Origin of the sequence: Achromobacter sp. RW408 (genome assembly GCF_003184165.1) — a bacterium.
Taxonomy (GTDB): domain Bacteria; phylum Pseudomonadota; class Gammaproteobacteria; order Burkholderiales; family Burkholderiaceae_B; genus Achromobacter; species Achromobacter xylosoxidans.
In genome coordinates, this window is record NZ_QHHO01000047.1 from 667,480 (window position 1) to 679,974 (window position 12,495).

Below are 12,495 nucleotides of genomic sequence, written 5' to 3' on the forward strand. Positions count from 1 at the left end.
TGCATAAAATTCCATCCACCACGTTCGTAGTTGGTGGCACAACGTCCTAATTTGAGACTGAACGTTGTAGCAGCCACTTACGCCATTTGGCATGAGACCGTGCTTTCCTAATCAAGAACCTCATTTAAAAAAATGGAAGAAAAATCAGTCACAAAAAAAGAACGTATTGATAACTGGCTAGCCTCCCCCTCACAGCAGGATCTGCCTCCCGATGGCACAGACATCCTCAGCTACCAGGACTACGAGAATTGGAATGGCGAGCGTTGGGCCTGGGAATTTCTACGGCGAAACACTGCTTTCCAAAAAGCGTGCTCCCTACTCCCGCCATCGGAACCAGAAAGAAAAGAGGCTCAGGTAAAAATAGCTCGGGAATTTGGCCTACGAAAATTTAAGGATTGGAAAGACGCGTATGGCAATGGCAACCAGTGTCCCTCCTTCAATCCAGCGAGAATGGAAATTCGCCTTGACGGGAAACGCCACACCACAAATCTGAACGTCAAACTTCATCATGGGCAAGCGGTAGTAAGACTTGAATTGCTTCCAGCTCTTACCAGTAAGAAAGCATTGACAACTCAATTGAGAAGCGTGAGCGAGTCCATTGAAAAGCACTTAAACGATTTCGCTGTAGCCCAAGGTAAAACACTGAGTTCAAGCCGAGATACAGCAAGAACAACCGTAGACCTCTTGCGTCTACTGCGGCTGCTTGATCTGAATAAATCAAAAAAATGGAAGAGAGCAGATATCTACCTGAACATCTATCAGGATGGGAAGCGACGACATCATCAAGAGAACAGCGAACTCGTAGAACTGTTGAAGCCTAGAATCCCTGCGGCGAAACGAATGACTGCCCAAGGCTACTTCGGCCTAATCAACGCGAAGCATCTGCCCACGAAAAAACACAAGAGGGATAGAATCTAAAGCACTTATTCCATACCTGGGGATCGGATTCCGGATCGATTGCATGCCCCCGGGGATGTGCTTTTCACTGAAAATTTTGGACTCACGCAGAGGACTTGGGAAGAGCTTCAAGAGCGACCAGCAGCAATGCTGCGCAATTGGAGAAACTTGATGAAATCCTGCAGTTCCCTCTCTACCTCCCAATCCGCGTCCTCACCTCGTGGGAAGTTTTTGCGTAGACAAACAGTCGAAGAGTTGACCGGCTTGAGCCGATCCTCCATCTACCACGCAATCGCTGAGGGTCACTTCCCGAAGCCTGTCGCTGTAGGCACAAAAGCTGTCCGTTGGATCTCTTCCGAAATCGATGAATGGATGCTGGCGCGAATTTCCGCACGCACCCAATAACCCAGAAGTATTAGCGGCACAAGAACTTCCACAGCAGTTACCGTCGTGATCGACTGGTAACTACAGCATCTACATACATATATATTCCTCTACAGCGATAGAGACAGGGTGAGCATTGCCATGAAGATTGACATCCCCCGCGCCACCGACGTCGGAATAGATACCATAGCTCTCAGAACGCCCTATACAGGTCCGAACCTTCCCACCTCGTACCAGCAATTGAGAACCTCCGATGGCGAAATCATCCACGGTCGGAGCCACTCCATCTCTTTGAAAGGCAGGGACGGCGCACACACTCTGAAAGCCTGGCACAACCCCACAGCCAATGAACTCGAAATCGAGGGATCTCCCAATGGTTACGTCTTTGGGCAGAACCTGTATTCGGGAGCGAGCATCCATGCAGCATGCAAAAGAATGTTGCGCCGTATGAGCCGAGACGCGAGATTAGCCGACAGCATTGAAACGACTGCACTGGAGACAGTGTCAATCGATCGAGTAGATCTCTTCATGAACCTTCGATTCCAGAACAACAAGGAGGCTGCAGATGTTCTTCAACAACTTGGGCTGCAATTCGTGGCTCAACAAAAGTCCGTTTTTGTTTATCCGACCAGTGCCTATTGGAACCCTTGCTCTGGAAGAAATTACCAAGTCATTTGTTACGCCAAAGGACTGCAGTTGAAGGCGAAACAAGATCGAATGCGAACGAGGAATGAATTCTTCGATCGGATAGTGGACGAAGCCGATGGCATTGTCCGTATTGAACTTCGACTACGTAAGCCAGAATTGGAGCAGTTGCAACTCACTGCCCTATCCGGCTGGAATCCTGGTACACCGCGTGAAGTGTTTAGAAAGTATTTTGAACGACTCCCCATCTTTAACGTCGCATGGGGGCCCATCAGAGTAGAAGAACTGGGGGGATTGTCTTTGGCAGAACGTCGGTTTTACTCACTATACAAACACGGGGTGCCACTCCGCGAGCACTACACAGCAAGGACTATTCGGAAACATGTATCGAAATTTCGAACACTTGGAATCGATCTCAATGTACCCAACGCGGTTGCAGAAGCGCTTCAGCTAGGAGACTTACTGTCTTCTTCAGAACGCATCGCCACCCCACCCGAATGGCTGTTAGCCGAAGGTAGAGTTCCTAAGCTCGACGTGAAGAGGAAAAACTCAAGATCGAAACGCAGCACGCCGCACAAGACTCGCCTGACATGCAACGCCAGCGATGATCTAATTTTGCAGACAATCCTGGCAGATCTAGCGCGCTAGACCGACTTGCCATTCGCTGACAAAACGGTCAATAGTCGCGAATTATCTGCTTAGAGGGCGCCGGTGCGCCTCAATAACGACGCTTTTGGCTCAAATCTGGCTCCGGGGGACTTGCATCCACTACCCAGCCTTTTCCCACATGACCTGCAGTCGCATAGAAGTGTCTAGCTTTAGCGGGTGGTGCTCATTTGCCCAACTATAGCGAAGCTATACTGGAATTTAATCTTGCGCTGTCAAGGCGCCGGGGCCCAGTCGCCCGCAATGTTGTAGTTCGCCGACCGCTCCAAGCCAGCCGACTGCCAGACCAGGTCGAAAACTGGCTTGAGCGCTTGCTCAGCACTAAGATCTGCGGGCAACAGCACATCAGGCAAAACAAGCGCCTTACGATCGAAGAAGCCTTGATGCTCGTCCAACATGTAGCGGTGCCGGTCGAGGCCAAGCTCGACATGATCAGCATCCAGAAGAGAGACCATGCACGTCATCTCTGTGCCGATACCGAGATGAACGTACTCATTTCGAAGTAATCGCAGGACTGCGATGAACTGTTCTTCGTAGGCCAAGCTGCCAAGGCCCACTCGTGCCGCTTCCCCGTAGGGATAAACTTTCACGGTCTCAAAGTACCCATTACGAAACAACTGCGAGTAGCCGTGAGTCCCCTCTGGGCGGGGATTCCGCACGGCGAGTGCTCCATCCGCATTGACTCGCGAAAGCGGCACAGTAGCGCTCAGTACAGGCAACGCCCGCTGTTGCATGTACGGAATGGGGTCGATCTGAACGATTCCCAAAGCGGCTTGCGTAGGCACAAAATGGCCGATCAGTAGCGCCCCGGGAGCGAGGCGATGTGGCCCTTCGCCAGACATCAACTTGCCAAGGCGCTCGGTCCGGAAATCTCGTACGCGCTGCGCTTGATTCTCCGACCGCAGAAAGAGGGCACGGATCTCCGGCACATCAAGCTGTCGCTTGCGACCGTTCTCTCGAATGAAGAAGTGCTGATTCGACTTTACCCGATGAGGTCCTGCCCAGCTTTGCGGCGCTCGCACGATGACCACGAAGCCGCCTGCCACAGCGACTGCTTGCACTTGAAGACCAGGCATCCTGGGCTCAACCCCGTTAAGCAATATGTCCTGGAGTCGTCGGGCCTCTTCGTCCGCATTTCCAAACTGCGCAACAACAGCATTAGCTCGACCCTCACCGTCCTCGTTAATGCCGTAAATTAGATCGCCTCCACTGCTATTCGCGAAGGCTGATACATCAGCCAGAAATTCGTGCCGGCCACCTGCATCGGGCCGAGGGAGATCTCGCTTGAACTCCAAGTAAGTCCCCTCCGCTATACGCGCGGTCACGAGGGCTTGGATGTCCTCTTCACTGGCTATTGAAAGGTCGCGTGGCAGGCTCATTGCTTCTGAAAGTTGCTTAGGTTGCTCAATGGGGTTGTCAGCGTCACACTAGACCTGTAAATGTGTAGCCAACTCCATTCTTCTTATAGGTCACGATGTTGATACCCCCCTTCTTGGTGACATGCTTCCCGTGATTAGCGCGTGGAAGCGCTGGTAGAACCAAGTGGCGGCGCACAGGCAACTCAAGCAACTCTCGAATGCACTCGCCGTGAATGAGCAATTGGCCAACACCTGTGTACACATCGGTAGTTCGAGCTGAAGTCTTCACTTCAAAGAGGTCAACCTTCGCAGCTACGATAGCTAGGTCAATGGCCTGAGCTTTCTGACTCTTGCCACCACTACGCAGTTGAAGCTCTAAAGCTTTAACAACATCTCCATGCTCCACAGTGCGCTTTCCCCCACCATGTCCCTTGGAACTTCCTTCGCCAGCGTATTCATCAAAGTAGTCTCGAAGCCTCAGCATCGGGTCCTCCGACCGGGAACCCGGCTTTCTTCCGCCGCTTGGCTCACACCCGCGACTAGTTGACGCGTCGTCTGCATCGTTGTGCCCCTCCTCGGAGGCAATGCGCGTCGCGACCTCTCGTGCCTCCACAGCAAATTGCCAAAGCCGGTTGGCCAGGTCGGGATCGTCCAGTGCTGAAATCAGAATAACTTTCGAAGTTAGATTCCTATCGTCCGCCTCGACTGTGCGCGACGCGAACTCTCTGAAGACCTTCGCCTTTGGAAGTCCCGCCTTTCCCTTAGTTAGTTTGCCTCGATGAGCCACGAGGACGTCGCCGTTCGCGTCAGTTACAAATGCACCGGCCATACGGCGGTTATATGTGTGGCCAGGAAAGTTCAACTGTACATGTATCTGCATCCAGGTAGACGCAGTTGGGTCTCCAGCAAGCAGGAAGTTAATGAGCTTGTCGGGTTTGCTATCGGGCGACCACGCTCGCACGGAAGCCCCCCTGCAGGACTCGAAGTAAACCGTCCCAGTCTGGTGCCCTGCAGGGTACGTGATTTCTCGGGTTCGCCGAACCTTGAAAGACGTCGAAAGGCGTCTTCCCAGTTCTTTGTTCAACCGAGCAATTTCCGCGATGTCGGTCACTACCGCGAATGCACTGCTCACCGTACCCTCCCTGGCTCTTGTGCTTTTAGCGCTCATATTGCCGCCCCACGGATTACTGAACAGTCATCACATACCTACACATATATGAAAAGAGCGGGTTATGGACAGTTAACGCTTTACCATTTTTCGCCAGGTGCCACGAGCGCCAAATGAATCGCTGGCCTCAACATGGCAGACGTCAGAGACGAGTCGTCGAGGTTTACCCGAAATCGAACTGCAGAGATGGGACTTCCGTCTGGGATTACCACCACCGGCACTCTGTCAGCAGGTAGCACCCGAAGATTGGCATTGGCAAATACCTCGTCAAAACGAATTTCCGATGCTTCGGAAACGGAATTTCCGATCGCACCGAACACATTTCTAACAAGCTTAGTCCGAAGTTCGACGCTCAGTTCATTTTGCAGCGCCGAGACAAGGTCGGCAATGGACTTACCCCTCTGAGCACGCCGAAGCCTCAGTGACGCTACGAGAATAGGCATCCCGGCGCTACGCAGTTGCTCATAAGAGAAGTCGTGACTGCGCTCTTCTCGCTCTGTGGCCTTAACCTCAACCAAATGCCCGGGAAAAGAGAAATCAAATCGGTCCGTGGGGTCGTTATGCCATGCCGCGACCGCAGCCTGTGGATCGACTGCAACTGACATTAGCCAAAGTTCTGCCCACAGGCCTGCGACGGCACGTGTCGATGGAAGTGACAGCACACTCAGAACCTCGACAAACTCACGGACAACCTTCTCAATATCCGAAGCCGAGGGTGTATCAGGCAACGCCGCGAGAAGAGCGTCTGCTGCTAGGCAGAACGCTTCGGCAAGTCCGACGTCGTCCCCCCGAAGGGAGATCACTACGAAATCATCCTCCACGACTCCGGTAGGGGCACGCACGCGAAAGCGAATCCCAAACTCGACGGTCAAATGCTGCAAGCTGATTGGCGGACGCTTGAGGCCAACAGATGAAGCACAGGACAGTAGCAGAACCGGTTGCAACTGCTGCCCCAAGGCGATGTAGTCGTGCTCGCGGCCAGGTGCTACGGATGCCGGCAGCGCCCCATCATCCCCACGCTTAGTAGATGCCGCGTCACGATAGGCGTCATAGAGCTTGCTGCGCATTTCAGAGTTCTTCGATGACGCAGTCTTTCGCGACGGACTCAGGGAGATGGATAGAGAACCATGGCACGCAATTTGCAACGCTCGAGTCGACGCGAGCATCCTGCTTGAATACAAGGTAGCGCAGATGCAGCGTTACACGGCCTGGGGTAAAAAGTGCGCGATCACCAACATAGTTGAGCTGGTCGATGGATGTAGCGCCTTTAGGACTCTCGCCGACGAAAAGGTTATTGATTTTCCCCGCTGCGGTCAGGCTCCGGCCGGTGAGACCGACCGTGCTGAGACCACCTACCAAGATGACATCCACAAGTGGCGGCACCTCAGCATCATCCCGATGTTTAACCAGGGAAATTGCGGCGGCAGTGATATCGGTCGAATCGTCAAGGCTACGGAGATGCGTGTTGAGCAAAAAGTCGAGAACCTCGTCGATGGGCACACCTTCAATCAAAATGTTGCGACTCGAGTCACGACGCACGTCTTTGAACTCAGGCCGTTGCGCCGCATCGACAGCGCCATATGTCTGCTTCCAACTGGCAGCCTTGCGTTCGAACAGCCCGCGGTTGTGAAGAACTGCATCGGCATCGAAATACAGCGAGCCGGGCACAACCCACCCTTCATCCATTTCCACAGGTACAACACTTCGACCAATGACAGCCTTTCTTGTGGGACTCAGCGCACGATTTAGAATGAAGTCGCGCTTCCATTCCTGAAGTGGCTTGCCTCGATGCGCGGCAAGCGCTTTCCGCACGAACTCCTCAGACTCAACGTAACTCTCGAATGCATCGATGACGTCGTCGAGAAGAAAGACACGACATAGGCCCTCATAGGACCTTTTGTATCCAAAGAACCGGGCGCGCTGCTGCAAAGTATCGGCGTTCGTTGAGGCGGTGCGCGGCATGTAGCTGATGGTCAGACCTTCAACTGTAAAGCCCCGATCTAACTTCTGGCCACCGACCAAAATCCAGTACGGCCAGTCGTTCCACTTGACTGCTTTCTGACCATCGGCGTTCGAATTCACCTTCACGACCTTAAGTTCGCTGAAAACTTCCGGCAGCGCGTCCACAAGCGTATCGAAGGGTTCAAGCGCCGGGAACGTCCTCAGCAATTCGTCATAATTCTCACGAAGACTGCGCTCGAGTTCCTTGCGCACAGCGCTGCCTTTGGGTTGCTCCAGGAAATCTCGCCAGTGCTCAAGCAGCCCATCCAGCCATTCCTTATAGTCGGTGTGCGGCGCTGTACGCTGAGATGGGTGAACCATCATCGAACGATTGCCTTTACCCCGGGTCACGCTGTGATGAGCCGCTCCCAAGATGAAGAGTTGTAGAGCCTGCTGGAGGGTCTGCGGTGCCTCGGTCAGCGGATTCTGCACCGTAGGTACCTCTTGGAGAGGAATCTCGAAGCAAAGCGGCTTTTCTTCACTGAAGAAGTCGCTGCCACCGACATAGCCGGCACCAGGTGACACCAGTTCAGCAAACGACGGACTTAGGACATCAGCGACGGCAATCAGGAGGTTCGCTTGCGGGGTTGCCGTGTACTGCAGATAGGTGTGATGAGGGATGACGGCCTTGAGCTCGAGTATCCGCTGGTACGTCGAACTCAACTCTTTTGAGCCGGTCTTCAGATTCTTCCCCGCTTTGGCATTGAGACCGGCCTGATCGCTCTCATCATCGATGATAAGGACCGGGATACCGGTTAGGTCCACGCGTTCAAGGACCTCACGCAGGTTCTCGAGACGCTTGTGATGCTTGAGTACCGTGATCAGGACAGAGCGTTTTGCTGTTCCAGGGGCACCGCCACGGCTGCCACTCCAAGTGCGAAGAACCTTCTCGATATCGGCCGCATGGCCGGCCTTGATATCGGGGTTCTCGAACTTGCGCCAGTCATGCTGGATTTCGCTCATACCCAGATCGATCGTAAGCCGATCCTCGGATTGTCCCTTGAGCGCCACGGCCGTGCCAGCCAACAGGATGACCACGCCGTAGCTATTGTCCCTCGCCAGCGCCGTGACGGTGGTGAATGACAAAGTCTTACCGGATTGAACGTAACCGACGACAAGTCCTGCATCCTGGCCGGCCGGCTCGGTCGGGGGAACGCAGCGTCCAAGAATGGTTGCCGCCTCGGTCACGACGCGCTCCATGGCATCGGGGTCCGGAGCGCTACGCTGCTTCAGCTTGCGCTCGATGAATTCTTGAGTGAAAGGCCCAACTTTCGGAGTCCAGCGGGTATCTAGACTGCCACCACCAAGGCGTTCGACGACGATGTTCATGGCTAGGGTGCTGCGAAGGTTTCGCGGAGAAGGTTGTTTAGATGATGAAGGAAGAATTGCGGCTTTCCACCAGCCACCGAACTGAGAGCCGCAGCCAGGGCGGCTGCGCTGGCAAAACGAACGAACACTTCGATGTTCTCGTTACCACCGCCGACAAATCGCTCCACGAACGGATGAACCAATGACACTTCGACTTGTACGCTGCGTCGCCGTAAGCCATCGTCGCTCGGTTTCGTCGCGTCGCCAACCCTAAGCCAGTCACTCACGGTCGGGTCCGTACCTGCTTTGATGGTCAGCACCCAGAGGGTCGTCGAAACACGAACTTCAACTGTGCGTTCGAAGCCCGACGCAGAGGGCGCCGCAATCACCGGGGGAACGGCAGGTGGATTTGCCGGATGTTGTGCCTCTTCCTCGAGGACAGGTGCAAGCTCACGCTCGAGAACGTCGGCCACATTGTTAGTTGCCGTCTCAGCAACCGTGTCAAACTCACGTGTACGCTTGTGCTGTTTAGCCCGGTAGCCCTCTGCCTGATCGAGGAGATTCATGGGCGCTGCCTTGAGTTCATCCTTCAGCAACTCTAGGAATAGTTCCTCGTGCTCTTCCCAGCGGAACCCGTCTTTCGTATGGCTGACGTCGAACCCCGAGAGGTGAAGCTCGCCAAATAACCGCTGAAACGTGTAACTGTTGCTCTTGCCGAAAATCTGCTCTGGCCGGTACGACTCATCGGCACTGCCCTCAATAAGTCGCCCTCGTCGAAAGAGCGCGAACCCAGCGTGCGTGGTCGAGCCCACTTCACGCAGTGCAGCGAAACCAGTCACTTTGTGGGGCCCACCTAGATCCATCTCGATGGCCTTGCGCCATTCAATCGGCGCGCTGGTCTGTTCACGGTATGGAGCCGCGTTGAGGATCAGCGTTTCCTCGAAGGTAAGTTCTTCTCGCCCGAATACCAGTGTCAACGTCTCGTCGCGCAGGAAAGTTCGATAGATACTGGCGAGATGCTCCTTAATCTTGCCGATCGTGCGCCTCTTTGGCACATGGCAGAGATCCGTGAGTTCAAGAACGGTGTAATGCCTCTGCGGTGTTGACGGAACCTCAAAAATCGTCAATTCCTCGACACGGTCTTCGACGATTTCGTCGATGTCGAACTTGACGACGCGCTCAACGCTTTCACCGAGGGCCTTGGTGCGAACGCTCCACTTCTTCGCGAACCAACACGCCGCACTCTTCATCCCCATGCCAAACTCGGACAAGCCGTCGCGATCTGGTGGTGTCTGCGCTGGCCTGAAGGCACGAGGGAAGTCGGTCAGTGCGATGCCTGCCGCATTGTCAGTGATTGTGATTCGGCCGGCGCCCTCAGGTTCGATGCTAACTGTCACGCGAAGCGAGGAGTCGACTCCGTCAACCGCTCGCAGCGACTCCCGATTCGCGACATAGCTCTGAATGGAGTTATCAACGAATTCAGCTAGTGCAAACCAGGGCCTGTAATTCAGGTGCCGCAGCACTGAGAGGATATTGACTTCAGGCCGAATATTGACTTTGTTTGTTGCTCCGATCATGCGTGTACAACCTGTCGGTAAGCGTGCCGCACCTCATGTGGGCGGGGTGTCTTGAAGTCTGCGATGAGATTGGACGCAATGCCGCCGACGACGTTGGCATTAACCGCGTTGCCGAGCGCAGCAAAAGCACGACTGCGATTCTCAGGTAGGGACAGGGCTCCAAGGCTTTGCAGCCCTGCACACTCGCGCGGCGTCATATAGCGCTTCTCCCACCCGATGATAGGTACTTGCGTGTCCGTCATTGCGATTAGGCTTGGAGCGGTGGTCGGTCGCTTGATGCGAACACCTGAGGCGCGAAACTGAATCACGTAGCGCCAAATATCTCGCTCTCCGCCCTTGGCGTTCCACTCGAGCTTTTGCAGGCTGGAGGGAAATTGGAGAATTTTGGACAACCACGGATCAATCCACTTTCGATTATTCGCGTAGAACTCGCGATTTTGGCGGATGAAGTCTTGCTTCCATTTCGGAAACTCCAATTGCTCGGTGCGCGCATGACTGGGCAGTGCCGCCCAACGCTCAGCAGGTTCGAACTGCCTCAAAGGAACGCCATGTGACCCGCGAAATTTCGTGAGGCCTCGCGTCCCCTTCTCGGAAAGCACTGCGTAAGGCGTACCATCTGCGTATGGGTAGTCTGCGCCGAACTCCATGGACCATATGGGAAACGACGGCAATTCAATGTCGGACGGGCTCCGTCGCAAGAAATCATCCCAGACCTCAAGACATCTCTCGACCTGTGGCGAAAGGAGCTTCGCATCAACAGGTTGCTGCTCGAGTACCGACTTGATGTTGGTTGGCTCGTTAGTCGGTTCTGGCCATGCGAAGCCTGCTAACCCCGTTCGCGACCCTACGATGTAGACGCGCTCACGGATCTGGGGAATCCCGAACTGATGTGGCGAAAATCGACGCGCGTCAACCTGGTAACCGAGCTCGATAAGGATGCTCTTGATGCGCTCGAACGTCCTACCCCCGTCGTGCTGTAGCAAGTTGGGAACGTTTTCAAGTATGAAATAGCTCGGAGTCTTCGCCTCGATAATGGCCGCGACGTTGAAGAAAAGATCGCCCTGTCGCGTGCATTCGAAGCCGAGTTGCTCACCGGCCTTAGAGAAGGGCTGACATGGAAATCCTGCGCAGAGAACATCATGGTCTGGCACGGAAGCCGGGGACACCTCGCGAATGTCGCCTTGCGGTCGAAGACCAAAGTTCTGAAAGTAAAGATCTTGTAGATGGAGTTGCCACTCTGCGGCGAAGACACACCTACCGCCGAGCTTATCCAAGGCAATATGGAAGCCACCGAGGCCCGCGAAGAGGTCAATAAACTTAAATCTTTGCACTCTGTGTCCCATGATTAGCCTGCATCAAGCTCGCTGCTGTCGGGTTTTCCATTGTGACTGAAGTTATTCCTTTGTAACATAACACCGATGCAGAAGCATGTATAAATGTACAGCATTTCCCGTGTGTTTCGCGCTTCGCGCTAGGCTCTAGCGATGACCACGAAAGGAGCGCTGTCACCTATTCGGCGCCTATCGTCTTCAATGAGGCTATCAACCTGCTATATCGGAACCGAACATGCTCCTAGACAACTTGCGATCGCTGCCGCTGAACCATCTAGCCGCGCTGACCTGGTTCCATGAACGTACGGGTCAGGACATTGGCTGGCCTGCACCGCTAGATGGCATCTTTCTAGTGAACAAGGCCAAAGGTATTCACAAGCCACAGGGCTTCGATTACGCACTAAGTGTTCGCCAGTCCCTAGATGGCCCGTACGAGGATGCCCTGAACTGGGCACCCGACGGCTCTTGGCATCTGCGTTACCACCATGAAGGCAGCAATCCGGCCTATTTCACGAATCGGGCTATGAATGCCTGCCGCCGCGATCGGGTACCTGTTGGCGTGCTCTTACAGGTAAAGCAAAAGCCCAATCCGGTTTACAGGGTACTTGGCCTTGGCATGGTCGATGATGATCAAGACGGCGTGTTCACGATTCGTCAATATGGTTCACAGCTTGAGCGCACCGAGGGGAGCATTGCAGTGCAACTCCCATTGGAAGCGTTCGATGCATCGAATCAAGTAGATGCTCGCCGAAAGACGATAAAGGCCATTGCTATTCGTCGAGGGCAACCAGCATTCCGGAGACGTCTCCTAGACGCTTACGGAGGAGCCTGCGGGATATCCGGTTGTACGACTAGCGCGGTTCTTGAAGCCGCGCACATTAGTCCATATCGCGGCCCTCACACGAATCACATCTGCAATGGCATTCTTTTGCGCGCTGATCTCCATACCCTCTTCGACTTGGGCCTCCTGAACGTTGAACCAGACACGTACACCGTCCACGTTGTCCGTGCCCTGCATACCTCCGAATACTTCCCGTTTCATGGATTGCGCCTTCGCCTCCCAACTGATCCCGCGTGTTGGCCTGACAACGGTGCTCTGCGTGCCAAATTCAACCTGTCGATGGAGTCAGGCGACGAGACCTGACCTCTCAAGAGATCAG

At 54.3% G+C, this 12,495-nt stretch carries 10 protein-coding genes; 4 read left to right on the forward strand and 6 right to left on the reverse strand.

Annotated features, from left to right (window positions below; genetic code table 11):
- Positions 1 to 132: 132 nt before the first annotated feature.
- The 3 genes from DK459_RS30455 (at position 133) to DK459_RS19225 (ending at position 2,574) form a co-directional block, all read left to right on the forward strand.
- A complete protein-coding gene (locus DK459_RS30455) occupies positions 133 to 918 on the forward strand; it encodes a transcriptional regulator domain-containing protein (protein ID WP_146221907.1) in 786 nt (261 codons plus the stop codon).
- Between the two features lie 150 nt (positions 919 to 1,068).
- Positions 1,069 to 1,302, forward strand: coding sequence for an AlpA family transcriptional regulator (locus DK459_RS31205; protein ID WP_083301437.1), 234 nt, complete (start codon positions 1,069 to 1,071; stop codon positions 1,300 to 1,302).
- 120 nt (positions 1,303 to 1,422) lie between these two features.
- Complete coding sequence (locus DK459_RS19225; protein WP_083301438.1) at positions 1,423 to 2,574, forward strand: phage/plasmid replication protein, II/X family; 1,152 nt, start codon at positions 1,423 to 1,425, stop codon at positions 2,572 to 2,574.
- A 233-nt stretch (positions 2,575 to 2,807) separates the two neighbouring features.
- On the opposite strand, the gene DK459_RS19230 is transcribed toward DK459_RS19225, so the two are convergent.
- The 6 genes from DK459_RS19230 to DK459_RS19255 all read right to left on the reverse strand — a co-directional run bounded on the left by DK459_RS19230 (position 2,808) and on the right by DK459_RS19255 (position 11,335).
- Entirely contained in the window at positions 2,808 to 3,971 is a 1,164-nt protein-coding gene (locus tag DK459_RS19230) for a helix-turn-helix domain-containing protein (RefSeq protein WP_083301439.1), read from the reverse strand.
- Between the two features lie 43 nt (positions 3,972 to 4,014).
- Positions 4,015 to 5,034: a hypothetical protein gene (locus tag DK459_RS19235; protein WP_233256830.1), complete on the reverse strand. Its 1,020-nt coding sequence runs from the start codon at positions 5,032 to 5,034 to the stop codon at positions 4,015 to 4,017.
- A 164-nt stretch (positions 5,035 to 5,198) separates the two neighbouring features.
- Positions 5,199 to 6,185, reverse strand: coding sequence for a PD-(D/E)XK motif protein (locus DK459_RS19240; protein ID WP_158288280.1), 987 nt, complete (start codon positions 6,183 to 6,185; stop codon positions 5,199 to 5,201).
- Between the two features lies 1 nt (position 6,186).
- Positions 6,187 to 8,448, reverse strand: coding sequence for a Z1 domain-containing protein (locus tag DK459_RS19245; protein WP_070542894.1), 2,262 nt, complete (start codon positions 8,446 to 8,448; stop codon positions 6,187 to 6,189).
- 2 nt (positions 8,449 to 8,450) lie between these two features.
- Positions 8,451 to 10,004, reverse strand: a complete 1,554-nt coding sequence (locus tag DK459_RS19250; protein WP_070542897.1) for an ATP-binding protein — start codon at positions 10,002 to 10,004, stop codon at positions 8,451 to 8,453.
- Positions 10,001 to 11,335 carry a DNA cytosine methyltransferase gene (locus tag DK459_RS19255; RefSeq protein ID WP_233256831.1) on the reverse strand — a complete coding sequence of 445 codons (1,335 nt, stop codon included), beginning with the start codon at positions 11,333 to 11,335 and terminating at the stop codon, positions 10,001 to 10,003. Before DK459_RS19255 ends, DK459_RS19250 begins: the two co-directional genes overlap by 4 nt.
- Positions 11,336 to 11,570: 235 nt before the next feature.
- Here DK459_RS19255 and DK459_RS19260 point away from each other — a divergent pair, with 235 nt between their 5' ends.
- A complete protein-coding gene (locus DK459_RS19260; protein ID WP_083301443.1) occupies positions 11,571 to 12,479 on the forward strand; it encodes an HNH endonuclease in 909 nt (302 codons plus the stop codon).
- Positions 12,480 to 12,495: the final 16 nt, after the last annotated feature.

What these genes read in the sequence shown, in the direction of transcription:
- DK459_RS30455 (WP_146221907.1), top strand. Translation starts at nt 133, where the DNA reads ATGGAAGAAAAATCAGTCACAAAAAAAGAACGTATTGATAACTGGCTA.
- DK459_RS31205 (WP_083301437.1), top strand. Translation starts at nt 1,069, where the DNA reads ATGAAATCCTGCAGTTCCCTCTCTACCTCCCAATCCGCGTCCTCACCT.
- DK459_RS19225 (WP_083301438.1), top strand. Translation starts at nt 1,423, where the DNA reads ATGAAGATTGACATCCCCCGCGCCACCGACGTCGGAATAGATACCATA.
- DK459_RS19230 (WP_083301439.1), bottom strand. Translation starts at nt 3,971, where the DNA reads ATGAGCCTGCCACGCGACCTTTCAATAGCCAGTGAAGAGGACATCCAA.
- DK459_RS19240 (WP_158288280.1), bottom strand. Translation starts at nt 6,185, where the DNA reads ATGCGCAGCAAGCTCTATGACGCCTATCGTGACGCGGCATCTACTAAG.
- DK459_RS19245 (WP_070542894.1), bottom strand. Translation starts at nt 8,448, where the DNA reads ATGAACATCGTCGTCGAACGCCTTGGTGGTGGCAGTCTAGATACCCGC.
- DK459_RS19250 (WP_070542897.1), bottom strand. Translation starts at nt 10,004, where the DNA reads ATGATCGGAGCAACAAACAAAGTCAATATTCGGCCTGAAGTCAATATC.
- DK459_RS19260 (WP_083301443.1), top strand. Translation starts at nt 11,571, where the DNA reads ATGCTCCTAGACAACTTGCGATCGCTGCCGCTGAACCATCTAGCCGCG.